The sequence below is a fragment of the Hafnia sp. genome (genome assembly GCF_036648275.1).
In the GTDB taxonomy this organism is placed as follows: domain Bacteria; phylum Pseudomonadota; class Gammaproteobacteria; order Enterobacterales; family Enterobacteriaceae; genus Hafnia; species Hafnia alvei.
Window position 1 is genome coordinate 484,259 of the sequence record NZ_JAVXIQ010000001.1, and the last position, 22,330, is coordinate 506,588.

The following is a 22,330-nucleotide window of genomic DNA, read 5'->3' on the forward strand; positions in this document are numbered from 1 at the left end:
CCCTGTCCCAAACGACCCCTGAGTAAATACAACAAATGCCGCTAGGCATATTCAATGATGATTCAGGAGTTTGTTATGTTATTTCAGGCAGGAAACGCCTCTTTGTATCTCTCATCAGGCAAAATCTCTCCGTTAGCGCAGGCTATGCAGCGTGCGCTAGTGTGCATGGCGCTGCTTCAGGTACCTAATGCATTAGCGGCAAATTCGCCCAGCTTGCAGGCTTCCGCTATTTCTTTGGACGAGGGGCTTAATCAGTTTGCGCGTGAAACAGGCATTTCTTTAGTGATGAATGCAGAGATCACAGCAGGAAAAACCGTATCCGCAGTGCCTAAAAAGGTACCCGCTCAGCAGGGGCTCAATACTCTGTTGCAGGGGAGTGGGCTGGTGGCGCACGCGTTAGGGAATAATAGCTTTGCGATTGAACCCTTGCCTCAGCCGCACGGCGAAGAGACATTAACCGTGGTGGGTGATTGGCTTGGGCAAGCGCGTGAAAATGATGTTTTTGAACACGCGGGCGCTCGCGATGTGATCTACCGCGAACAGTTTGCCACCACCGGTGCAACGCGTATGCGTGATGTGCTAAACCAGATCCCAGGCGTGGTCGCACCGGAAAACAACGGTACCGGCAGCCATGATTTAGCGCTGAATTTTGGTATTCGCGGTCTAAACCCACGTTTGGCCAGCCGTTCAACGGTATTAATGGATGGTATTCCGGTGCCGTTTGCACCCTATGGCCAGCCGCAGCTCTCATTAGCGCCGGTTTCATTGGGCAATATGGATGCCATTGATGTCGTACGCGGCGGTGGTGCTGTGCGCTATGGGCCGCAGTCGGTTGGCGGTGTGGTGAACTTTGTCACGCGTGCCATTCCGAAAACCTTTGGTGTGGAAGCAGGGATGCAGGGCAATTTAACGCCAACGTCCACGCAGGATCACCCGAAAGGCACCGGAAATCTGATGATTGGAGGAACTGCGGATAATGGCCTCGGCGCTGCGTTGCTTTATTCCGGCACCCGAGGCAGCGATTGGCGCGAACACAGCTACACCAAAATTGACGACGTGATGCTCAAAACGCAATACGCGCCCAATGAAGAGCATAAATTTACGAGCCTGCTACAGCATTACGAAGGTCGGGCGGAGATGCCCGGTGGTTTAACGCAGGCGCAGTACGATCGCGATCCCTACCAATCAACGCGTCTTTACGATTCATTTTGGGGACGCCGCGATCTTGCCAGTCTAGGCTATGAATATCAGCCCGATCAGCAGCATAAATTCAACGTGCAGACGTTTTATACCTACACGTTGCGCAGTGGTTATTTGGAGCAGGGCAAAAAGCTGACGCTTTCACCGCGTGAATATTGGGTCAGAGGTGTTGAACCACGCTACAGCCAAAGCTTTATGCTGGGATCTTCAGCCCATGAGGTGGGGATGGGCTATCGCTACGTAAGCGAGTCTACCCATGAGTTACGTTATTACACCGCCACCAAATCTGGGGTATTGCCAAGCACTAACAGTCCTTACGACCGTGATACGCAGTCAGGCACACAGGCGCATGCCGTGTATCTCGACGATCGTGTTGATATCGGTGACTGGACCATTACGCCGGGCATTCGCTACGAGCATGTCAGCTCATATCAGAAGAATCAGATCAAAGGTGATAAGCAGGAAGTTAGCTATAACGCGCCGCTACCGGCGCTAAACGTGATGTATCACCTCACAGATGAGTGGAATCTTTACGCGAACACCGAGGGATCTTTTGGCACCGTGCAATATAGCCAGATGGGTAAAGCGATTTCCAGCGGCAACATTGAGCCAGAAAAAGCCCGCACGTGGGAATTAGGCACCCGTTACGATGGCGACGCGCTCAAGGCGGAATTTGGTGTATTCCTGATTAATTTCAACAATCAGTATGACTCAAACCAAGCAACCGACAGCGTAACGGCACGTGGTAAAACGCGTCATACTGGCGCAGAAACCAGCGCGCGTTATGATCTCAGCGAGCTTGCGCCAGCGCTGCAAGATGTTAGCGTTTCTGCTAATTATGCGTATGTTAACGCTGTTATCCGCGAAGACGGTCACAACCAAGGGAATCAGGTTCCGTTCTCGCCAAAACACAAAGGCATGATCGGGTTAGATTATCGTCCAGGGGATTGGGCATTTAATGTGAACGGGCAATTCCAGTCGAGTCAGTTTGCCGATAATGCCAATACGCAAAAAGCCAGCGCAGACGGCAGCACCGGGCGTATTCCGGGTTATATGATTTGGGGGTTACGTGCTGATTACCAATTCGGACCCGATATGGCGAATTTAAATCTCGGTATGGGCGTGCGTAACCTGTTGGATCATCAGTATTTCACCCGCGCCTATGATGACAACAATAAAGGGATTTACGTAGGAGAACCGCGCACGCTGTTCTTGCAGGGATCGGTGAAGTTTTAATTAATGAATGTATGAACATGAAAAAGGCGCCTTAGGGCGCCTTTGAATAGATTTAACTTATCCCGCTACTTACTCGCTGTTCTATCACGCAAAATAAGCTGGCTGCCGAGAACCAACACCAACGAAAGCACCAACAGTATGGTAGCCAAGGCGTTCACTTCTGGTGACACACCCACTTTCACCATTGAGTAGATTTTCAGCGGTAAAATTTCATAGCTTGGGCCAGTGACGAATGATGAAACCACCACGTCATCCATGGAGAGGGTAAAGCTCAGCAGCCAACCCGCCGCCACCGCGGGCATCGCCAACGGCAGGAGGATTTTCCGCAGAATCGTCACTTCACCCGCGCCCAAATCTTTTGCCGCTTCAAGCATTCGCACATCGAAACCTTTCAAACGCGAATACACGGTGACAACCACAAAGGGCAGGCAGAAGGTGATGTGTGAAAACAGCAACGACCAAAAACCTAATGAAACGCCCAGCAGCATAAACAGGACTAACAGTGAAATTGCCATCACGATATCGGGCGACATCATCACCACAAAAAGCATGCCACTAACGAAAGGTTTACCGCGGAATCGGTAACGGAAAAGCGCCACCGCCGTTAACGAACCAATCAGCGTGGCGAAGGTGGCAGAAAGGACAGCCATGGTGATGGAATGACCAGCCGCTTGCAGCAGGCTGTCATTGTTCATCAACGTGCTGTACCAATCAAAGGTGAAGCCTTTCCAGTTGATACCAAAACGCGAACTATTAAACGAGTTGGCGATCAGAATAATAATAGGGATATATAAATAGGCGTAGACGATGGACATAAATCCACCGCGTAGCAGGCGTCCGATCATTCCAGTTCCACCTTTTTATTCATCAGTTTCCCAACGCGGTAATAGATATACAGCAAGATGCCCATGACCAGCGTCAAACAGATGCTGGTGGCCGCGCCGAATGGCCAGTCACGGATATTCAGGAACTGGCTTTTAATCACGTTGCCAATCAGCAGGTTTTTCGCACCGCCCAGTAGGTCGGAAACGTAAAACAGCCCCAGAGACGGCAGCATGACTAGCAACGAGCCCGCAACAATACCCGGCATGGTGAGAGGAATAATAATCCGAATAAACGTTTGGAATTTATTTGCCCCTAAATCACGTGCGGCCTCTAATACCGACTTATCCAGCTTCTCAATGCTGGAATACAGCGGCATCACCATAAACGGCAGCAGTATATAGATAAGCCCAAGGATCACGGCTTCAGGCGTATACATGATGCGCAGCGGCTTATCGATAATCCCAATCCACAGCAGAACCTCGTTTAAATAACCTCGGGTACTGAGGAATAATTTCAGGCCATAAATACGGATCAGGGAGTTGGTCCAGAAAGGCACAATCAGTAAAAACAGCAGAAGAGGGCGAACTTTTTCCGGTAGCCGCGCCAGAATAAAGGCAAAAGGATACCCGATCACCAAACAACACAGCGTGGCGATGATAGCCATATTCAGCGAGTGCAGAAGCACTTCGGCATACAATGGATCAAATAAGCGAGTGTAGTTATCGAAGGAAAACACCATCTTTATCAGATGGGTGTCATCACGCGTCAGGAAACTGGTGCCGATAATCATCAGATTCGGCATAAAGACAAACAGCACCAGCCAGGCGACCACGGTTGTGATCACCACGTTTTGAAAATACTTACGCGACTTCTTCATTAGCCAGCACCACCTCCCAGCTTTCGACCCAAGTCACGGCCATTTTCTGATCTAACGAATGATCGACGTCGGGATCGTCTTCGTTAAAGAATTCGCTCACCAGCACCATCTTACCGTTCTCTAATTCAACGGTAGATTCCAACGTCATGCCTTTATAGTTGCGCTCGCGCACGTATCCGATGATGCCATCAACCTGTCCGGCATCGTGGATCTCTTCGACTCGCACATCTTCAGGGCGCAGCAGCACATTCAGCTTATCGCCCGCCTGCACGTCCATTTCAGCATTGACGTAGATATTGCACTCGCGGCCTTCGACGTTGGCACGAACGCGATGTTCGTCCACGCGATGCAGAACCTCGGCATCAAAAATATTGATCTCGCCAATGAAGCTGGCGACAAACAGGTTCTTAGGTTCTTCGTAGATTTCGCGCGGTGTGCCGTCTTGCTCAATCTTACCATCACGCATCACCACGATGCGGTCTGACATGGTCAGCGCTTCTTCTTGGTCGTGGGTGACGAAAATAAAGGTAATGCCCAGCTTACGCTGTAAGGCCTTGAGCTCATTTTGCATCTGTTTGCGCAGCTTATAATCCAGCGCAGACAGTGATTCATCCAGCAAAAGCACCTTGGGTTTATTCACCACCGCACGCGCAATGGCCACGCGCTGTTGTTGCCCGCCAGAAAGCTGATGCGGCCGACGCTGAGCGAACTCCTCTAACTGCACCATACGCAGTGCTTCATGGGCGCGAGGAATAATTTCGGCTTCTGGTCGCTTCTGCATGCGCAACCCAAAGGCGACGTTGTCTAGCACGGTCATGTGTGGAAACAGCGCGTAGCTTTGGAATACCGTATTAACGCAGCGATTCTCGGCTGGGACGTGAGTGATATCATCGCCGTCCAAAATAACGCGGCCATCATCAACGTCTTCCAAACCGGCAATAAGACGCAAAACGGTGGTTTTCCCGCAGCCAGAGGGGCCGAGAATGGTTAAGAACTCGCCATGATTAATAGTAAGGTCAAGATCGGTGATGATGTCTTTATCATCAAAAGACTTACGGATACCTGTCAAACGAACAACAGGCTGTAATGCTGCGTTGGAACCCAGAGAAGATATCTCAGTCATTTATTTGTTACTCTATCCCGTTACGTGTTGCAGATAGAACCGCCGCTGAAAAAAAAGACTGTAGGAGCAGAAGACTCAAAGTAAATCAATGAGTCAGGTAGCTCAAAACCAGCGGCGCCACTCAAAAAATAAGGCGCGAATGATAGACTGAGTGAACCTTAATTAAAAGCCAGCCAGCCAAGAAAACCCGATTTTCTCGCCTTGGTTTAACTATGATGCACTAATTTACCCCAAATGGGGCAGAAATCCTGCGAAACGGCTATTTTTATCCGGTATTACTTTCCTTACTTTCTTTAACTTTAGCTAAAAATGACCTGACGCAATATTTCCGTTTTGAGCCCTACGCATAATGTAAAACCTATGGCGAGGGCATAGGGGATTTTTCATAATTAGAGACAGATCACATGATTATGAACAGATACCCTTGCAAAGCCCCCACTTGACGTTGTCAGGCTAGCCCATTAGTCGATTTTTTAAACCCGGCATAAAATTTCAGGGTTGTTTATCTAATGCGGCACTTGTCCTTCATTCTTAACCATCGATTATGGGGATGATGTGGACTGCGACGAATAACGAATCATTGCGAGACACTTTTATGAATAACTTACTCGATCGCTTTTTTAATTATGTTTCTTTCGACACACAGTCCAAAGCAGGTGTACGTCAGGTTCCTAGCACCGATGGCCAGATGAAGTTGGCGCGCGCGCTACAGGCTGAATTAGTTGAGCTCGGCTTCGAGCAAGTCACGTTAAGCGATCATGGCTGTGTGATGGCAACGCTGCCGTCTAATGTTAGTTGGAAAGCGCCGACAATCGGTTTTATCTCGCATTTAGATACCGCGCCAGATGCCAGCGGTAAAAATGTGAATCCGCAGATCGTTGAAAACTATCGCGGTGGTGATATCGCCTTGGGCATTGGTGATGAGGTTCTCTCTCCGGTAATGTTCCCCGTCTTACACCAGCTGTTAGGCCAAACGCTGATTACTACCGACGGAAAAACCCTGCTGGGTGCCGACGATAAAGCCGGTATCGCCGAAATTGTGACCGCTATGCTGCGTCTCAAACATAACAACATTCCACACGGCGATATTCGCATTGCGTTTACGCCTGATGAAGAAGTCGGTAAGGGTGCTCAATTCTTTGATGTTGAAGCCTTTGACGCGGAATGGGCCTATACCGTTGATGGCGGTGGCGTGGGTGAGTTGGAATGTGAAAACTTCAACGCGGCGTCGGTGACGATTAAGATCGTAGGCAACAACGTGCATCCGGGAACGGCGAAAGGCGTGATGGTTAACGCGCTGTCACTTGCTGCGCGTATTCACAATGAATTACCGACAGAGCAAACGCCTGAACACACGGAAGGCTATGAAGGTTTCTATCATCTTGCATCGATGAAAGGCACGGTTGAGAAAGCAGAAATGCATTACATCGTGCGTGATTTCAGCCGTGAAGGCTTCGAAGCCCGCAAGAAAAACATCATGGATATCGCGAAGAAAGTGGGTAAAGGTTTACACCGTGACTGCTATATCGAAGTGACGTTAGATGACAGCTACTACAACATGCGTGATGAAGTGGCAAAACATCCACATATCATTGAATTGGCACAGCAGGCGATGCACGACGTCGGCATTGAGCCGATCATGTGTCCGATTCGCGGTGGTACAGACGGCGCGCAGCTTTCATTCCGCGGTCTGCCTTGCCCGAATCTGTTTACCGGAGGCTATAATTTCCACGGCAAACATGAATTCATTACCTTGGAAGGCATGGAAAAAGCGGTATCAGTGATTATGCGGATCGCCGAGCTGACCGCGTTGAAAGCCAAAGGCTAAGCGATTAACGGTATAAAAAAGCCGCTGAAATATCAGCGGCTAAATAAACAGACACAGTGGCAATAAAAACTGTTAGCAAACAGAATGATCGGTCAAGATGCGCAGGGTAACGGATTCTACCTGATCCTGCGTTTCTTCATGGTGGCGAACCATGTGGACCGTTTTAAGATGGGCATCCAAATGCGCGTGAGATTCCCAACGTTCAACCATGAAAAGCGTGTCAGCGGCTAAACTCTGACGCTCGATAGCGGGCAGTGTATCCGTGAGCGGCGTGTACTGATAGCAACCTTCCTCCGCCAGCACTTCTGCTTGCAAAGCTTGAAAGCGCTTAACGATAGCGTCTAAATGTCCCGCACGAACTTTGATTTCGGCAATAACAGTAATCATCGCAATCTCTTATTTGTTAGCAAACACGGTCGCCAAATGGTCGCGGTAGCATGCAATGTTATGCTCCACATTTGGATTTTTGATCACGTCGGTGCACAGGAAAGTTGGCAGACGAGTCATACCCAAGAATTCGTTGGCTTTATGGAAATGCATGTACAGACCATCAACGCCCTGACCGTGGAAGAACTGTTCTGGATCGTCGAAAGCTTCCTGTGGCGCATTCCAAGTCAGAGACAACATGTGCTGTTTACCCTGAATCAAGCCGCCAGAACCGTATTTTTTGCTCGCGTCTGAACGGGTACGACCATCGCTAGCGTACAGACGGCCATGACCTTCTGTGAAGACTTCGTCGATATATTTTTTAACGATCCACGGCTCACCCATCCACCAGCCTGGCATCTGGTAAATAACCACGTCGGCCCACAGATAGTTTTGGATTTCTTGTTCGATTTCGTAACCGTGGTCAATGGTGGTTTCACGCAGTTCGTGGCCCATCGCAGCCAATGTTTCTTTAGCGACGTCATGCAGAGTGGTGTTCAGCTGGCCCTTAGAGTGGCCAAACGCTTTCATACCGTTGATCAGGAAAATCTTACTCATAATGGAGCTCCTCATGCGGCGCAGAATAGGGCGTGGCGCCGTGTTGTGATTCGATAATGTAATTAGCGACTGATGCAATTATCACACTATTTATTTTCATAAAATAGGCGATCTGAATCACAACACCTTTGCGTTTGAGTCAATAATTGAAGGCGGAATAAGATTAGTCTGGGCATTTGTGATTCTTGATCACAATACATTTGCAATTAACGCTATTTTAAACAAAAAACTTCCCCACATACTCACTCTCAGCAACAGGGCAACGCCTTGGCCAACATCACTCTGTTACCTTACAAAATCAAAAGGATATAAAATGAGCAACACCAAAATGATGATGCCAAAACTTGGGCTGGGAACGTTTCGCTTGAAAGAGCAGGTCGTGATTGATTCTGTGCGCAATGGGCTAGAACTGGGGTATCGTCATATCGATACCGCACAGATCTATGGCAATGAAGCTGAGGTTGGGCAAGCTATTGAAGAAAGCGGTGTACCGCGTGATGAGCTGTTTGTCACCACGAAAATTTGGCTGGAAAATCTCGCGCCTGAAAAGCTGATTGAAAGCCTGCAAGAAAGCCTGAAAAAACTGCGTCTGGCGCAGGTCGATTTAACCCTGATCCACTGGCCAACGCGTGATGCATCGCCAACCATTGCTGAGAGCATGCAGGCCTTGTATCAGGCTCAGCAGATGGGTTTAACCAAAGCGATAGGGATTTCTAATTTTACTATCGAACAAATGAAGCAAGCCATCGACGCCGTGGGTGCACAGAATATTGCTAGCCAGCAAATTGAGATCCATCCGTTCCTGCAAAATGAAAAAGTGGCTGCGTTTGCTGCCTCTCAGGGCATTCCGGTAACTGCTTATATGCCTCTAGCCTATGGCAAGGTGTTAACAGACGTCGTCATTACCCAAATTGCGCAGGTGCATGGTGTGAGCGCCGCACAGGTGGCTCTGGCGTGGTCGTTGCAAAAGGGTTACACGGTGATCCCTTCGTCCACCAAACGTGAGAATTTAGCCAGCAACTTAGACGCGTTGAAGATTGTATTAAGCGATGCGGAAATGAAGCAGATTGCAGAACTTGAACGCAATGAGCGCTTAGTCAGCCCTGAGTTTGCGCCAGATTGGGATTGATTTGAAAAACGTCTGTTGATCTCATACTGAGCGCTTAAACGATTGAGGAGCAGGGGGCTAGTGCCCCATGCCCCTCAATGTTTCAGATTATGCGACAGGCTTGGCAATAATACTGCGCGTTTCTAGGCGCACTTCAACCAGATAAACCTGTAGGGCATCGCCCGTCTGATAAACGGTTTCGCCTTTGATCTGAATGGAGCCAGTTTCTTGGCTGCATACCAGTTCATCACGCACGGCGTGAATAAACGAGGACGGAATAAACGCCATCGCACCGTTATCAACCAAACGCACGCGCATACCGCCACGCGAAATATCAACGATTTCCGCGTTAAAGTGAATCTCTGGAGCCACTTTATCTTTCAGGAAGCGAGCATATAACCAATCACCAACATCACGCTCTGCCATACGATTCAGGCGGCGGCGATCTGCCATCTGAACGGTAATGGCTTCATCTGGGCGTTCGGCGGGTTTATTCGCAATCAGCGCTTTCAGCAGACGATGATTCACCATATCGCCGTATTTACGGATCGGTGAAGTCCACGTTGCGTAAGCTTCTAAGCCTAAACCGTAATGCGGGCCCGGCTCGGTGCTGATTTCAGCAAAGGTCTGGAAACGGCGTACGCGGCTATCAAGGAACGTCGTTGGCAACGAATCCAAGTGACGACGCAGTTCGCAGAAGCCCTGCAGTGTTAATAATGCCTCTGCGTTGGCAGATACATCGTTGGCTTGCAGAATGCTCACGGCCTGTTCAACCAGCGCCGGATCAAAACCAGAGTGGATGTTATAAACACCGAAGCCTAAACGGTCACGCAGCACGATAGCGGCGCAGACGTTAGCAGTGATCATGCACTCTTCCACGATACGGTTTGCCACACGGCGGTGTTCAGCAATGATATCAACCACGCTGCCTTTTTCGCCTAAAACAAAGCGATAATCTGGGCGATCTTTAAATACCAATGCGTGCTGCTGACGCCAATCAGAGCGGGAATCGGCTAAACGATGCAACAGGCGAACCTGCTGTTCGATTTGCGCATTTTCCGGTTTCCAACTGCCAACGCCTTCCAGATAGTCTGAAACTTCGTCGTAAACCAGTTTGGATTTGGATTCGATCCAGCCAGCAAAGAAGCGAATATCGTCAGAAATAGCGCCGTCTTTCTGTATTGTCACGCGGCACAGCAACGCCGGACGGCGTTCGTTAGGGCGTAGTGAACACAGATCGTCAGACAAATCGCGCGGCAACATCGGAATGTTGAAACCAGGCAAATAAGTCGTGAAAGCACGCACCCGAGCAATTTTATCCAGCTCAGAATCTTGCTCAACGTAGGCCGTCGGATCGGCAATGGCGATGGTTAATGCCAGAGAACCATCTTCATTCTCCTGCACATACAACGCATCATCCATGTCTTCGGTGCTGGCGCTGTCGATGGTGACGAATGGCAGAGCGGTGAGGTCTTCACGCTCCAAGCCTTCTTCATGCATTTCACTACCGGACCATTCTGGTGCCGTGCGATCCAGCCCGTGACGGGAAAGAGTAACCCACCACGGTGCAAAATCATCATCCGCGTCGGTAATAAACGTGGTGATATTGGCAAAGAAAGTGCGGTCACCTTTCAGCGGATGCCGATTCATCTCGGCAACGGCCCAATCGCCTTGCTTAAACTCATGCGTGACGTTGTTGTCCGCTCTGCATGGGATCGCATCTTTCAGCAATGGATGGTCGGGGATGATGGAAAGGCGGTTATCACCGTCTTTTTTCTGTACCCGGCCAACGAATCTTGTCAGGAAAGGCTCAACCAGCTCTTCCGGCTCAACGACTTCACGATCTTTCTCAGTGTGAACAGCAGCCAGAACGCGGTCACCATGCATGACTTTTTTCATGTATGGCGGCGGGATGAAATAGCTTTTCTGGGCGTCAACTTCTAAGAAGCCAAAACCTTTGTCGGTCCCTTTAACCACGCCTTCAACGCGTGGAGTCTGGGAGTGCAGTTGCTGTTTTAGCTGCGCGAGCAGCGGGTTATCCTGAAACATAGTATTGAAACGTAGATTCCGGCAGGTGGATGAAGTGAATGACCTCAAGAGCGGTTCACATTTTTACGCGAATCAGTGCCTGTGAGCAAGCCCATGATGCGACTGGGGATGAAATGATCGGCAAATGGTGTAAATCTGTTCATTCCCCCAGCGAAACGAGTAGCCGCTGGCTCCACGCGCCGGTTGCTAGGGCAATGATAAGCTCAAGGATTTCTGCGGCTGACAGCCCTGACTGAGTTAAAGACGCAATGTGTGCGGGGGAAAACAAACAAGGGGTTTGCGTGAGGGTCAGGCTGGCCTGAATGATGGCCTGTTCGCGGCGATTGCATTGCGCAAGCGCGGTCACGGGATCGGCGAGTACCGCATCGGCCTGCTGGCGATGTTTGCTCAGCAGCAAAAAACGGCGCGCGTGATGTTGGCTACTGCGATGACAGCCGAGAAGCCTAGCGCTCACTAAAAAGGCCAGTTCGCGCAGCGGTTGACGCAGCAGATCGCTACAGTTGTAGCCGTCGCTAAAAATTTCACTGCTGGTATCAACGCCTTCACCGTCATGCATGTTAATCAACATTAATACGATGGCCAGTCCCGACGGTGCACCGCATATTGCCACCGGTGCCAGCGTGGCGTCGGCACCGAGCGGCAACCAAGGGCGCCATGCCGCCGATGTTGCTACTGTGAGCGGAGCCAATTCAAGGGTGGGAAATATTCTTGGCTCAGACGGCAACGAACAGCCGGAAAGGGCGGCTGTTCCGGCAATCAGCCGCGACTGTAGCACCACAAGGCCTATAATTTGTGACAGTGTCACTATATCAGGGTATGACAATTTTACTGCACGCAGTGCGCGTAAGGTTTGTTTCGTACTGCGCGTGGGGTCCCACGCCAGCAGCCGAGCGTGCTCGGTAATTTGGGCTAACCGCTGATTACTTTCGCGGGTGTTGTGTGGGCAATGCAGTGGCGCTAACTGTTTGGCATAAAAGGCGCTAAGCGGTGTCACCTGTGAAACCTGTGCCACGGTGAGCGCAATGCTTAATCGGTCGTAGCGTGAAAGAGAATGCTCGCGGGAGACTTCAGGCTCGGAGCCTAACAGTTGGGTATAAACATCGCCCACCCGTTGGAAATAGACATCACGCTCGGTACGCTCATTGAACAACGGAAAGCGGCCCTGAGCCAGATGCCGGTGATTCTCCGTATCAGAGGGTGGTGTGTTGTGGCGTGAGCTAAAAACCGTCAGCGGCGAGCTTGGTCGCTCCATCGGATATCCTTCAGACGTCAGGCAAGAAAAGGGCGAACCCTTTATGAAACAGGGTACTATCCTTGCCGAATGCGGCCTAGAGATGAAATATTGTTAAGGAATAGCCTAGGCTGAAAAGGAATAACCGCGCTGAGATAAAAAAATCCCCAGCCGAAGCCAGGGATTTTTAAGCAGAATAAACGACGGAAATTAATCCAGTTCCAGCTCGTTCATTGCTGCAATATTGAAGCCGCCATCGACGTGCAGGATTTCACCAGAAATACCGCCTGCCAGTGGTGAGCACAGGAATGCTGCTGAGTTACCGACGTCTTCGATAGTAACGGTACGGCGAATTGGGGTAACCGCTTCGCAGTGAGCCAGCATCTTACGGAAGTTTTTGATGCCAGACGCTGCCAGCGTACGGATTGGACCCGCAGAGATACCGTTAACACGGATACCTTCAGGGCCCATCGCGTTAGCCATATAGCGAACGTTAGCTTCCAGAGATGCTTTAGCCAAGCCCATAACGTTGTAGTTAGGGATTGCACGTTCTGCGCCCAAGTAGGACAGAGTCAGCAGACCTGAGCCTGGGTTCAGCATGGTGCGGCATGCTTTTGCCATCGCAACGAAGCTGTAAGAGCTGATGTCGTGTGCGATTTTGAAACCGTCACGGGTAACCGCATTCACGTAGTCACCGTCCAACTGGTCGCCTGGAGCGAAGCCAATGGAGTGAACAAAACCGTCGAATTTCGGCCAAGATTTTGCCAGCTCGGTAAACATCGCATCGATGCTTTCGTCTTCTGCTACGTCACAAGCCAGAACCAGATTAGAACCCAACTGAGCGGCGAATTCTTCTACGCGAGATTTCAGTTTGTCGTTCTGGTAGGTGAAAGCCAGCTCGGCGCCTTCACGGTGCATAGCCTGTGCGATACCGTAGGCAATGGAGAGTTTGCTGGCTACGCCAGTGATCAGAATGCGCTTACCGGTTAGAAAACCCATACAAATAGTCCTTGTAGTCTTAGTTTATGCCGTACTGCGATGCCAATAATATTGGAGGAGCAGGGCATAAACTGATAGAGGCGGAGGAATACCAATTCACATTTTTATACAGAAACAGGAATTGTTAATTCTTCCAGCACTTGTGTTAATAAAACAAAACCGAGCGATTCTATCACGCTTGATTCACTGTGGAATGCTTTTGATGCTCTGCTCGGATCAGTGATTGAATTTTAGTCCGTAATTGGCGATAAAATCGCTTTTCAGAAAACACCACCGTCACGACGCCATGCATCAGCCGTTAATGCCTCACCAAAATGACTATTGATAAGACGCTTGGTTTGCTCATGCAGCGGGGCAGCCAAGACTTCCGAAGTGCTACCACGCTCCACAACTTCACCATGATGCATTACCATCACCTGATCGCTAATATGCTTCATCATGCCCAAATGCTGGGTGACATAGATATAAGCGATACCGTGTTTTTGCTGCAGCTCCAACATCAAATTTATAATCTGTGAACGCATCGACATATCCAGCGACGCTAACGCTTCATCCGCTACGATCACCTGTGGCTGCAATATCAAGGCGCGCGCCAAGGCGATCCGTTGAATTTGTCCGGACGCTAACATATGCGGATAGTAATAGGCGTGATCGGAGCGCAAGCCGACTTGGCGCAGCGTTTCATTAATGCGCTGTTCACGCTCAGGCGCGTCTAATTCGGTATTTAACCGCAGGGGAACGTCAAGGATCTGGCCGATACGCTGACGCGGATTGAGCGACGTAGACGGGTCCTGAAAAATCATGCGGATCCGCTGGCTGCGGTAGCGAAAATCGCCGTACTGTAGCTGCTTGTCATCGATCACGATATCGCCCGCCGTAGGCTCAATCATGCCTGACAGCATTTTTGCCAGCGTGGATTTTCCCGAGCCATTCTCGCCAATAATCGCCAGCGTTTGTCCTTCGCGCAGCGTAAAACTAACGGGTTTAACCGCTTCAAGATTTTGGCGACGAAACAAGCCGGTGCGGTAGCGGAAGGTCTTTTGTAGATTGTGCACCTCCAACAGCGTACTCATTGCGTCTCCTCCATGTTAAGCGGGAAATGACAGGCAAACTTATGCGTTTTTACGCTGCGCAGCGGCGGTGTCTCAATGCATTTTTTTTGCGCATACGGACAACGTGGGCCTAAGCGGCAGCCGATAGGCAAATGCTCTAACGAGGGGATTGCGCCCGGCAGCGTGTTTAAGCGGCTTTTATGGGGCAGTGCGCGGCCAAAGTCAGGCATCGCACGGATCAGCGCCTGCGTGTACGGGTGATGCGGCGCAACTAAAATATCTTCGCAGGTCGCGCTTTCTACCGTTTGGCCGCAGTACATCACGTTAATGCGGTCAGCCCATTTGCTCATCATTTGCAGGTCATGGCTGATCAATAAAATCGTCGTGTTGTTGTTTTGATTCATGCGCGATAGCAGACGGAAAATTTGCGCCTGCGTGGTGGGTTCCATCGCGTTGGTCGGTTCATCGGCAATTAGCAGACGAGGCTGGTTAGCCAAGGCGATGGCAATCATGACCTTTTGGCATTCACCTTCCGTCAGCTCATACGGGAAGCTACGCATGATATCTTTGTGGTCTTTAATCCCGACGCGGTGCAGCAGCTCAATGGCGCGGCGTTTACGCCAGCGAAAACGCTGCCACCAGCGGCCTTTATAGGTCCAACCAGGGATCGCCTGAATCACCTGCTTGCCAATGCTTTCAGAAGGGTCCAAACAGGACTGTGGCTCCTGAAAAATCATCGACACGTTATGACCCACCAGCCGACGTCGTTGACGCGGCGTTAAGCGCAGCAGGTCAATATCATCAAAGCGAAAACGGTCGGCGGTGACCTTCCAGTTATCTTTGGTTACGCCGCAGATCGCTTTGGCAATTAAACTTTTGCCTGAGCCAGATTCACCAACCAGTCCGCGCACTTCGCCTTCGGTGAGCGTGAGGCTGACCCGATCGACGGCTTTGACCGGCCCTTCGGCGGTCATGAATTCAATGGTGAGGTTACGAATATCAAGTAACGGCATTTTGTTTCCTATTCCACACCGGCGTTAATCGCGCGGCGCATTCCGTCGCCCAACAAATTCACCAGCAGCACGCTGACCATAATGGCAGCTCCCGGCAACATCACTGTCCACGGTGCGACATAAACCAGCTCCAAGGAATCACCCAGCATGGCTCCCCATTCTGGCGACGGCAGTTGAGCCCCCAGATCGAGAAAGCCTAATGCAGCGATATCTAATATCGCCATGGAGAGGGCGCGGGTGAATTCACCCACCAGCACGCCAGCGATATTCGGCAGCACGGAATCCCACAGGATAAACCACGTTGATGCGCCGTCTAAACGGGCGGCAACCACATATTCTTTCTCAAGTTCTTCGTGAACCGAGGTATAAACTTCTCGCACCGTATGTGGCAAAAGGGCCAACCACACGGCCAGCATGGCGTGCTCGAGGCGCGGCCCTAAAAAGGCGACAACGACGATAGCTAACAGCAGAGAAGGGATAGACAGCAGCGTATCCAGAATGTGGTTCAAAATCGCGGAACGCAGACCGTGGGTGACCCCCGCTAAAATACCGATAATGACGCCGAAAACGCTGGCGGCGATGGTGACGACCAGCGCAGAACCAAACGTTGGTGCAACGCCGCTTAATAAGCGGCTGAGAATATCGCGGCCCAGATCGTCGGTACCAAGGAAGAATGATACGTTACCGTAGCGCGACCACGATGGCGGCAACAGTTGATAGCCTAGGAATTGCTGATCCAGCGCATAAGGTGCCAGCATGGTGCCAAAAAAGCATAGGGCGATCAGCAGCAGTACACCATATAGACCAATCATGGCGAGGGTATCGGCATGGAAATGCAGCCACGTCTGACGCAGCGGGCTCGGTACGCGTTTTTCGCGGTATACGTTATCGAAGTGCATACCATTCCTTATGTTTCAGCGGATTAGTCAGCGCACCCACAATATCAGACAGCACGTTGACGACTAAAACCAACGTCCCCACCAGCATGACACCGGCAGAGATAGCGGCAAAGTCCTGTTGACGGATGGCGTTAATCAACCAACGTCCGAGCCCCGGCCAACTGAACACCACTTCGGTAATCATCGCCAGCGTTAGCATGGTCGAAAATTGCAGCCCCAGCCTTGGGATAATCGGCGGTAGCGCATTGTGTAACACATGACGGCGAATAATGGTGAAGCGTGACAAACCGCGCGTGGCGGCGGCTTTAATGTAATTCTGGCTAACGACGTTATCGGTGCTGATACGCATCAGGCGGATGACTTCGGTCATCGGCACCAGCGCCAGCGCCGTCACCGGCAGGATCATATGACGAGCAACGCTCATCAGCATGGCATCGCGATAAGGAGAATCTGATAGCCAAGCGTCAATCAGCGCAAAACCGGTCACGTTTTTCATCGGGTAGAGCAGATCGTAGCGGCCTGAAACCGGCAGCCAGCCGAGATGCAGCGAGAAGAACAGCATCAGCAGGATCGCCAGCCAAAATACCGGCATTGAATAGCCAAACAGCGCCAGTGCGCTAATTGCACCATCCTGCCATTTGCCGCGCAGTAAACCGGCAATAATACCCAGCGGAATCCCCACCACCAGCGCAAAGACGAAGGCCAGAATGCACAGTTCCATCGTAGCGGGGAAAACTTCCTTCAGTTGTTCGATAATCAACTGCCCGTTAATGCTGGAAACGCCGAAGTCGCCTTGCAGCAGACTATGTACATAGAAACGGTAAGCGTCTAACAGCGAAGCGCCACCTAACGGCGCATGTGGCGTGAAATAGAGCAGGCTAAACCCCACCAGCGACAGGAAAAACAGCGTCACCAGCAGCAGCAAGAGACGGCGCAATGTGAAGATAATCATGGTTTATCCTCCACGACGGCAGGGGATTCTGAGGTTGGCGTCGGTGGCCCTGCATCAGGATCGTTGGTAGCCGCGGGTTCTGGCTGTTTTTCACGATAAACACCGGCAAATGAGGCGTTACCAAACGGGCTCAATACCAATCCTTTTATGTCATAACGATATGCCTGTAGGCGCAACGATGACGCCAGAGGCAAGATAGGCAGCTGTTCTTCTAGGATCTTTTGCGCGTCCTGATAATCGTCAATGCGCTGTGACAGTTGCTGAGACAGCAGGGCTTTATGCAGCAGCGAGTCAAAAGAAGGATCGCACCAGTGCGCCAAGTTAGTCTGCGACTGAATTGCCGCGCAGCTCAACAACGGACGGAAGAAACTGTCTGGGTCATTACTGTCAGTTGCCCAGCCGGAGAGCGTCATATCGTGGCTCATGTCGCTTAGGCGGGCTTCTTGGAATCGGCCTTCCACCGGAATAATGCTGACCTTAATTCCGACCTGCGCCATATCAGCCTGAATCAGCTCGGCGGTTTTCAGCGGGCTCGGGTTATAAGCCTGAGAAGCCGTTGGCACCCATAGCTGTAAGTGCAGATTGGTTACGCCTGCCTGTTTCAACAGCTCGCGTGATTTCTCTGGATTGTATTCGGTAATCTTTGCTTCGCTGTCATACGCCCACGAGGCACGAGGCAGCAGAGAAGCCGCGGTTTCCGCCGTGCCGTAGTAGATAGACTGCATCAGGCGCTGGTTATTGATGGAATAAGCAATGGCGCGGCGCACGTCCAGATTATCTAACGGCGGCTTGCGGGTGTTGAACGCCAAATAGGCGACGTTCATTCCAGGGCGCAGCGTTAAGCGCAGACGTGGATCGTCGCGCAGAATACTCAACTGGCTGGCCGCAGGGTAAGCCAGTACGTCGCATTCACCGGTCAGCAATTTGGACAAACGCCCCGTACCGCCAGCGCCGAGGTCAATAATAACCTGTGGCATCCGCGGTTTGCCTTTCCAAAACGCATCGTTGCGATCCAAGCGAATATATTGTCCCGCATGGTATTCATTGAGCATAAACGGGCCAGTACCCACGGGCAGACGATCAATATCTTCCTGTTTGCCTTTTTTCGCTAAGTTATCTGCGTATTCGGACGAGAGTATTGGCGCGTAATGCGTGGCGAGATGCCATAAGAAAGAGGCATCCGGTTGTTTAAGCCGAATTTCAACCGTTGAGTTATCCAGTTTGCGTATGCTTTGCACCGCATCGCTAAACTGTAAACTCTCGAAATAGGGATAATGCCCGCCGTTCACTTCATGATACGGATGGTTAGGATCAAACATACGGTTGAAGCTAAACACCACATCATCGGCGTTCATCTTGCGCGTCGGTTTAAACCAGTCAGTGGTTTGGAACGGAACGTCTTTACGCAGATGCAGCACATAGGTTGCGCCACCGTCTAGCACTTCCCAGCTCTGGGCTAATTCAGGAATGAGGCGGTAGGTATAGGGGTCAACATCCAGCAGACGGTCGTAAAGCTGCGCGGCAAGGGTATCGACCGTAAGCCCGCTGCTTGCCATCTGTGGATTGAAGGTATTTAGGATCCCGCTGACGCAATAAATGAAGCCGCTCTGGCGGATATCCGGCAGCGGTTTGGTTTTGGTCACAGGGGCAATTTCGGCTGCTGTCGCAACGGCAGACAGGCAACTTAATGCCAGCATCAGGGTTTTTAGACCACGCATAAACGCTTCAAGAGGTTGTTGAGCAAAGTGTTTAGTGTAACGTACATTGGCTGGCAGCCCAATCATTCCAGTGAGATGAAGGGGTTATTTGCCTTTTGCTTAACCAATCTACTGGTAAGCATAAGTCAGAAATCACGGAACAGCGGGGTTTTGCGCTAAATATTGCGTAATAAAGCGGCTATGAAGATGTGAGCTGGCGCACGCTGCAAATACAAATAAGAAAAATTCGCAACAAACCACTTTACACATGGTAGTGATAACCATTATCATCCATCTCGTTCTCTAGAGAATGCCTCCTCAGGGCAATCAATTCTCTTAAGAACACGACATTGCTCACATTGCTTCCAGATCTACTTTATAGCCAGCCGGGTGCTGGCTTTTTTTTTGCCTAAAACTTCTTATCTAGAGCAATTTTAAAGCTTGAGCTTGATTTTAGGGGGAGTACACCGATGGGGTCGTAGCGGCGTAAGCCGCCGACAACTTTGCTTGGAGCAAAGTTGAACAACGCGGAAGCGTTGGCCCGCAGGGTGGAACACAAGGATGTGTTCCATAACGGCCCCGCGGTGTGCTAGACCCGTGTATCTCGATCGCCCCAGAGATATGATTACTTAACCGCCAGATCGCCACTATCCCTGAATCCCCAACTTCTTCATGATCCCACGCAGTTGGTGATAGGTCAGATTTAACAGCTCTGCGGCCTGACGTTGATTATGCCGACTCTCTTGCAGCGCCTGAATAATGATCTGTTTTTCGCGCTCTGCCAGCCAATCTTTAAGATCGATGGGTAAAGACGGCTGCGCCGTTTGTGCATCCATTTGTGTCGCCGCAGGTGTGCCGGCAGAAGAGGGCAAGTCGGTTGTGCGATGTTTAAACGGATTAATCACAATCGCGTCTAGCTGTTCAGGTGAATCACCATGACGATAGACCGAACGCTCTACTACGTTTTTCAATTCACGAATATTGCCGGGCCAGCCGTAATCCAGCAGCGTTTGCCGCGCGGCATCGCTGAAGCCGGGAAAGAACGCGAGGCCCAGCTCACCGCACATCTGCATGGCAAAATGCTCAGCCAACAGCATGATATCGCTGCGGCGCTCTCTCAGCGGCGGAAGTTGGATAACGTCAAAAGCCAAGCGATCTAGCAAATCGGCGCGGAAGGTACCTGCTTCAGCCATAGCAGGTAAATCAGCATTGGTCGCGCACACTAAGCGCACATCGACCTGCAAAGGCTGGCTGCCGCCTACGCGTTCTAAATGACCATATTCAATCACGCGTAACAGTTTTTCTTGAATTAACATTGGCGCAGTAGCCAGTTCATCAAGAAAGAGCGTACCGCCGTCGGCACGTTCGAAGCGGCCTAAATGGCGTTTTTGCGCACCGGTAAACGCACCGGCCTCATGACCAAACAGCTCCGAGTCTAGCAAGTTGTCATTGAGCGCCGCGCAGTTCAGCGACACGAACGGCCCCTGCCAACGGTTAGACAAATAGTGCAGGCGATGAGCGATCAGCTCTTTACCTGTTCCGCGTTCGCCAATAATTAATACTGGTTTATTCAACTTCGCCAGCTGCGAAGTCTGCTCCAGCACCTCAAGGAAGCTGTTGGCTTGGCCAAGCATATTTTCAATATTATCTGACATCGCGGGGTTCCATTTAGTGAATTTCGCTATCTGTTGGCTAAATTCATCACATCATGTTTTGCCTGTTGGTGGCAACAAATTTTATTTTTTCTATATAAATCAATTTATTAATTTTAATTTAAAAGTTGGCACGATAGTTGATTATGTATTTGCGAGACAGTAAACCATTTTAACAACGGATGTGCCGAACCAAGCGCACGCCGCAACGCAAGAGTGAGGGTATTAACAATGGGTATTTTTTCTCGTTTCGCCGACATCGTAAACGCCAACATCAATACTCTGCTGGATAAAGCAGAAGATCCACAGAAGCTGGTTCGCCTGATGATTCAGGAAATGGAAGATACTTTGGTCGAAGTGCGTTCCACTTCCGCCCGCGCTTTAGCCGAGAAAAAACAGCTGATGCGCCGTATCGAACAGGGTGAAACTCAGCTTAACGAGTGGCAGGACAAAGCTGAGCTGGCGCTGCGTAAAGATAAAGAAGATCTGGCGCGTGCGGCGTTAATTGAAAAACAGCGTGTAAGTGATTTGCTGACCACGCTGCGTCATGAAGTGAGCAACGTGGAAGAAACGTTGGATCGCATGAAGCGCGAAATCACCGAGCTGGAAAGCAAACTGACTGAAACACGTGCTCGACAGCAGGCACTGGCGCTGCGCCAGCAGGCCGCGGCATCTTCTCGTGAAGTTCGTCGTCAGCTCGACAGCGGCAAACTAGATGAAGCCATGGCGCGTTTTGAGCAGTTTGAACGCCGTATTGACCACATGGAAGCCGAAGCTGAAACGATGGGCTTAGGCAAAAAGAAATCGCTGGATCAAGAGTTTGCCGATCTGAAAGCCGATGATGAAATTGGCCAGCAGTTGGCAGCGTTAAAAGCCAAAATGAATCGTCCTGAATAAGCGCGATTTGTAACCGAACGACCGGCGTTATGTTTGCTGCGATATACATAACGCCGGAGAAGGGAATAGACTGTTGCTAACGGCTGTAAACTAATAATAAGGAATTCACGATGGGCTACCTTTTTCTTGCCATCCCTCTGACTATTTTTGTGCTGTTTGTATTACCTGTTTGGCTGTGGCTGCATTACAGCAACCGCCAGCAAAACGACAGCGTATTGCAAACGCAAGAAGTGCAGCGCTTAGCGCAGTTGAATGAAGAAGCGCAGCGCATGCGTCAACGCATTAGCGCGCTGGAATCCATTCTGGATGCGGAGCATCCAAACTGGAGGGACGCTTAATGACAACGCCGATGAGCGGTAAAAAACTGTATCGCATTCCTGAGCGAGGCGTGGTGAAAGGCGTTTGCGCAGGTCTGGCCGAATATATGGGCGTTCCTGTTGCTCTGGTGCGCGTGATGGCGGTGCTGTCGATTTTCTGCGGCCTGTTTATCATTACCGCTATATTGTACGTGGTGTTATCAATGACGCTGCCAACCGCCCAAGTGGCGGAGCTTAGCGGCGATCATCAACCGTCACCGCGTCAGCAAATGCAGGTGGTCACAACCGAACTCAACGAATGCGAGCAGCGCCTGCGTCGTTTAGAACGCTATGTGACTTCGGAAACGTTTGGCGTCAATGGGCGTTTCCGCAATTTATAGTTTTATTAATT

The 22,330-nt window shown here is 50.7% G+C and carries 20 protein-coding genes; 6 read left to right on the plus strand and 14 right to left on the minus strand.

What is annotated here, in order from left to right:
* Nucleotides 1–75: 75 nt before the first annotated feature.
* Nucleotides 76–2,436, plus strand: coding sequence for a TonB-dependent Fe(3+) dicitrate receptor FecA (gene fecA / locus RSC70_RS02440; RefSeq protein WP_332541539.1), 2,361 nt, complete (start codon nt 76–78; stop codon nt 2,434–2,436).
* Between the two features lie 65 nt (nt 2,437–2,501).
* Here the strand turns inward: fecA and potC are convergent, their stop codons facing one another.
* Genes potC through potA form a run of 3 tightly spaced genes read right to left on the minus strand, consistent with a single transcriptional unit; the run spans nt 2,502 to nt 5,261 of the window.
* Nucleotides 2,502–3,281, minus strand: coding sequence for a spermidine/putrescine ABC transporter permease PotC (gene potC / locus RSC70_RS02445; protein WP_025801202.1), 780 nt, complete (start codon nt 3,279–3,281; stop codon nt 2,502–2,504).
* A complete protein-coding gene (gene potB / locus RSC70_RS02450; RefSeq protein WP_040045056.1) occupies nt 3,278–4,138 on the minus strand; it encodes a spermidine/putrescine ABC transporter permease PotB in 861 nt (286 codons plus the stop codon). Before potB ends, potC begins: the two co-directional genes overlap by 4 nt.
* A complete protein-coding gene (potA, locus tag RSC70_RS02455) occupies nt 4,122–5,261 on the minus strand; it encodes a spermidine/putrescine ABC transporter ATP-binding protein PotA (RefSeq protein ID WP_025801204.1) in 1,140 nt (379 codons plus the stop codon). Before potA ends, potB begins: the two co-directional genes overlap by 17 nt.
* A 595-nt stretch (nt 5,262–5,856) precedes the next feature.
* On the opposite strand from potA, the gene pepT reads away from it, so the two are divergent.
* The gene (gene pepT, locus RSC70_RS02460; protein ID WP_234618414.1) at nt 5,857–7,089 is read left to right on the plus strand and encodes a peptidase T; all 1,233 of its coding nucleotides are present in this window, start codon (nt 5,857–5,859) and stop codon (nt 7,087–7,089) included.
* Between the two features lie 72 nt (nt 7,090–7,161).
* Here the strand turns inward: pepT and RSC70_RS02465 are convergent, their stop codons facing one another.
* Together RSC70_RS02465 and RSC70_RS02470 are read right to left on the minus strand one after the other, a co-directional pair.
* Complete coding sequence (locus RSC70_RS02465; protein ID WP_025801206.1) at nt 7,162–7,476, minus strand: putative quinol monooxygenase; 315 nt, start codon at nt 7,474–7,476, stop codon at nt 7,162–7,164.
* 9 nt (nt 7,477–7,485) lie between these two features.
* Nucleotides 7,486–8,073, minus strand: coding sequence for an NAD(P)H-dependent oxidoreductase (locus RSC70_RS02470; protein ID WP_025801207.1), 588 nt, complete (start codon nt 8,071–8,073; stop codon nt 7,486–7,488).
* 328 nt (nt 8,074–8,401) lie between these two features.
* Between RSC70_RS02470 and dkgB the strand changes: the two genes are divergently transcribed.
* On the plus strand, nt 8,402–9,202 hold the full coding sequence (gene dkgB, locus RSC70_RS02475; protein ID WP_332541570.1) for a 2,5-didehydrogluconate reductase DkgB: 801 nt from the start codon (nt 8,402–8,404) through the stop codon (nt 9,200–9,202).
* 87 nt (nt 9,203–9,289) lie between these two features.
* Here dkgB and RSC70_RS02480 read toward each other — a convergent pair whose 3' ends face one another.
* The 9 genes from RSC70_RS02480 to pspF all read right to left on the minus strand — a co-directional run bounded on the left by RSC70_RS02480 (nt 9,290) and on the right by pspF (nt 20,728).
* Nucleotides 9,290–11,230 carry an exoribonuclease II gene (locus RSC70_RS02480; protein ID WP_332541542.1) on the minus strand — a complete coding sequence of 647 codons (1,941 nt, stop codon included), beginning with the start codon at nt 11,228–11,230 and terminating at the stop codon, nt 9,290–9,292.
* A 139-nt stretch (nt 11,231–11,369) separates the two neighbouring features.
* Nucleotides 11,370–12,482: a peroxidase gene (locus RSC70_RS02485; RefSeq protein WP_332541544.1), complete on the minus strand. Its 1,113-nt coding sequence runs from the start codon at nt 12,480–12,482 to the stop codon at nt 11,370–11,372.
* A gap of 189 nt (nt 12,483–12,671) precedes the next feature.
* A complete protein-coding gene (gene fabI, locus RSC70_RS02490; protein ID WP_025801211.1) occupies nt 12,672–13,460 on the minus strand; it encodes an enoyl-ACP reductase FabI in 789 nt (262 codons plus the stop codon).
* A gap of 260 nt (nt 13,461–13,720) precedes the next feature.
* Nucleotides 13,721–14,533 (minus strand): putrescine export ABC transporter ATP-binding protein SapF, encoded by an 813-nt coding sequence (gene sapF, locus RSC70_RS02495; RefSeq protein WP_040045051.1) that lies wholly within the window; start codon nt 14,531–14,533, stop codon nt 13,721–13,723.
* Complete coding sequence (sapD, locus tag RSC70_RS02500) at nt 14,530–15,525, minus strand: putrescine export ABC transporter ATP-binding protein SapD (RefSeq protein ID WP_025801213.1); 996 nt, start codon at nt 15,523–15,525, stop codon at nt 14,530–14,532. Before sapD ends, sapF begins: the two co-directional genes overlap by 4 nt.
* A gap of 8 nt (nt 15,526–15,533) precedes the next feature.
* Complete coding sequence (gene sapC / locus RSC70_RS02505; RefSeq protein WP_332541546.1) at nt 15,534–16,424, minus strand: putrescine export ABC transporter permease SapC; 891 nt, start codon at nt 16,422–16,424, stop codon at nt 15,534–15,536.
* Nucleotides 16,411–17,376: a putrescine export ABC transporter permease SapB gene (gene sapB / locus RSC70_RS02510; RefSeq protein WP_040045049.1), complete on the minus strand. Its 966-nt coding sequence runs from the start codon at nt 17,374–17,376 to the stop codon at nt 16,411–16,413. Before sapB ends, sapC begins: the two co-directional genes overlap by 14 nt.
* On the minus strand, nt 17,373–19,094 hold the full coding sequence (sapA, locus tag RSC70_RS02515; protein ID WP_227660619.1) for an ABC transporter substrate-binding protein SapA: 1,722 nt from the start codon (nt 19,092–19,094) through the stop codon (nt 17,373–17,375). Before sapA ends, sapB begins: the two co-directional genes overlap by 4 nt.
* A gap of 626 nt (nt 19,095–19,720) precedes the next feature.
* Nucleotides 19,721–20,728 carry a phage shock protein operon transcriptional activator gene (gene pspF / locus RSC70_RS02520; RefSeq protein ID WP_332541547.1) on the minus strand — a complete coding sequence of 336 codons (1,008 nt, stop codon included), beginning with the start codon at nt 20,726–20,728 and terminating at the stop codon, nt 19,721–19,723.
* 228 nt (nt 20,729–20,956) lie between these two features.
* On the opposite strand from pspF, the gene pspA reads away from it, so the two are divergent.
* The 3 genes from pspA (at nt 20,957) to pspC (ending at nt 22,319) form a co-directional block, all read left to right on the plus strand.
* Nucleotides 20,957–21,622, plus strand: a complete 666-nt coding sequence (gene pspA / locus RSC70_RS02525) for a phage shock protein PspA (protein ID WP_025801218.1) — start codon at nt 20,957–20,959, stop codon at nt 21,620–21,622.
* Between the two features lie 110 nt (nt 21,623–21,732).
* Entirely contained in the window at nt 21,733–21,960 is a 228-nt protein-coding gene (gene pspB, locus RSC70_RS02530) for an envelope stress response membrane protein PspB (RefSeq protein WP_025801219.1), read from the plus strand.
* Nucleotides 21,960–22,319 (plus strand): envelope stress response membrane protein PspC, encoded by a 360-nt coding sequence (pspC, locus tag RSC70_RS02535; protein WP_103009634.1) that lies wholly within the window; start codon nt 21,960–21,962, stop codon nt 22,317–22,319. Before pspB ends, pspC begins: the two co-directional genes overlap by 1 nt.
* Nucleotides 22,320–22,330: the final 11 nt, after the last annotated feature.

Excerpts from the sequence above, each read along its gene's own strand:
- potA (WP_025801204.1), bottom strand. The coding sequence starts at position 5,261 with ATGACTGAGATATCTTCTCTGGGTTCCAACGCAGCATTACAGCCTGTT.
- RSC70_RS02470 (WP_025801207.1), bottom strand. The coding sequence starts at position 8,073 with ATGAGTAAGATTTTCCTGATCAACGGTATGAAAGCGTTTGGCCACTCT.
- dkgB (WP_332541570.1), top strand. The coding sequence starts at position 8,402 with ATGATGATGCCAAAACTTGGGCTGGGAACGTTTCGCTTGAAAGAGCAG.
- fabI (WP_025801211.1), bottom strand. The coding sequence starts at position 13,460 with ATGGGTTTTCTAACCGGTAAGCGCATTCTGATCACTGGCGTAGCCAGC.
- fecA (WP_332541539.1), top strand. The coding sequence starts at position 76 with ATGTTATTTCAGGCAGGAAACGCCTCTTTGTATCTCTCATCAGGCAAA.
- pspF (WP_332541547.1), bottom strand. The coding sequence starts at position 20,728 with ATGTCAGATAATATTGAAAATATGCTTGGCCAAGCCAACAGCTTCCTT.
- sapD (WP_025801213.1), bottom strand. The coding sequence starts at position 15,525 with ATGCCGTTACTTGATATTCGTAACCTCACCATTGAATTCATGACCGCC.
- pspB (WP_025801219.1), top strand. The coding sequence starts at position 21,733 with ATGGGCTACCTTTTTCTTGCCATCCCTCTGACTATTTTTGTGCTGTTT.
- sapB (WP_040045049.1), bottom strand. The coding sequence starts at position 17,376 with ATGATTATCTTCACATTGCGCCGTCTCTTGCTGCTGCTGGTGACGCTG.
- pspC (WP_103009634.1), top strand. The coding sequence starts at position 21,960 with ATGACAACGCCGATGAGCGGTAAAAAACTGTATCGCATTCCTGAGCGA.
- pspA (WP_025801218.1), top strand. The coding sequence starts at position 20,957 with ATGGGTATTTTTTCTCGTTTCGCCGACATCGTAAACGCCAACATCAAT.
- RSC70_RS02480 (WP_332541542.1), bottom strand. The coding sequence starts at position 11,230 with ATGTTTCAGGATAACCCGCTGCTCGCGCAGCTAAAACAGCAACTGCAC.
- potC (WP_025801202.1), bottom strand. The coding sequence starts at position 3,281 with ATGATCGGACGCCTGCTACGCGGTGGATTTATGTCCATCGTCTACGCC.
- RSC70_RS02465 (WP_025801206.1), bottom strand. The coding sequence starts at position 7,476 with ATGATTACTGTTATTGCCGAAATCAAAGTTCGTGCGGGACATTTAGAC.
- pepT (WP_234618414.1), top strand. The coding sequence starts at position 5,857 with ATGAATAACTTACTCGATCGCTTTTTTAATTATGTTTCTTTCGACACA.
- sapF (WP_040045051.1), bottom strand. The coding sequence starts at position 14,533 with ATGAGTACGCTGTTGGAGGTGCACAATCTACAAAAGACCTTCCGCTAC.
- sapC (WP_332541546.1), bottom strand. The coding sequence starts at position 16,424 with ATGCACTTCGATAACGTATACCGCGAAAAACGCGTACCGAGCCCGCTG.
- sapA (WP_227660619.1), bottom strand. The coding sequence starts at position 19,094 with ATGCGTGGTCTAAAAACCCTGATGCTGGCATTAAGTTGCCTGTCTGCC.
- potB (WP_040045056.1), bottom strand. The coding sequence starts at position 4,138 with ATGAAGAAGTCGCGTAAGTATTTTCAAAACGTGGTGATCACAACCGTG.
- RSC70_RS02485 (WP_332541544.1), bottom strand. The coding sequence starts at position 12,482 with ATGGAGCGACCAAGCTCGCCGCTGACGGTTTTTAGCTCACGCCACAAC.